This window comes from Acidovorax sp. JG5 (assembly GCF_017939685.1).
Classification (GTDB): domain Bacteria; phylum Pseudomonadota; class Gammaproteobacteria; order Burkholderiales; family Burkholderiaceae_C; genus Acidovorax.
Genome location: NZ_JAGKSE010000077.1, coordinates 1 through 364, shown reverse-complemented (window position 1 = coordinate 364; position 364 = coordinate 1). Strand labels below are relative to the sequence as shown.

The following is a 364-nucleotide window of genomic DNA, read 5'->3' as shown; positions in this document are numbered from 1 at the left end:
TGGCCCGCGTAGTCGCCGTCTTCGGCGCCGCCCACCCTCACTACGCCTATCTGTTCGCCAACAGACGCGCCAACCGCATCAAAGTGCTGGTGCACGACGGCATCGGCATCTGGCTGGCCGCGCGCCGCCTGCACCAGGGCAAGTTCGTCTGGCCGGCGTCGGTCGATGCCCATTGGCAGCTGGAGCGCTCCCAGCTCGATGCCTTGGTGCTGGGCCTGCCCTGGCAACGCATGGGGAACGCGGGCATCATCACCGTGGTTTGAAGTCTGAGCGGCAGGTCTGCCGGCGCGCAATCCGTGGATCTGCGCATGGCAGCGCAGGGCCATGCGCGCCACTTCCTGGGCGATTGGAAGGGGGCACTGGT

General features: G+C 67.6%; 1 protein-coding gene. It reads left to right on the top strand.

Translation table 11 applies throughout. The features are described 5' to 3' along the window. The coding region (gene tnpB / locus J8G26_RS19195) for an IS66 family insertion sequence element accessory protein TnpB (RefSeq protein ID WP_210570859.1) at positions 1–263 on the top strand (263 nt) is incomplete at its 5' end. Between the last annotated feature and the right edge of the window lie 101 nt (positions 264–364).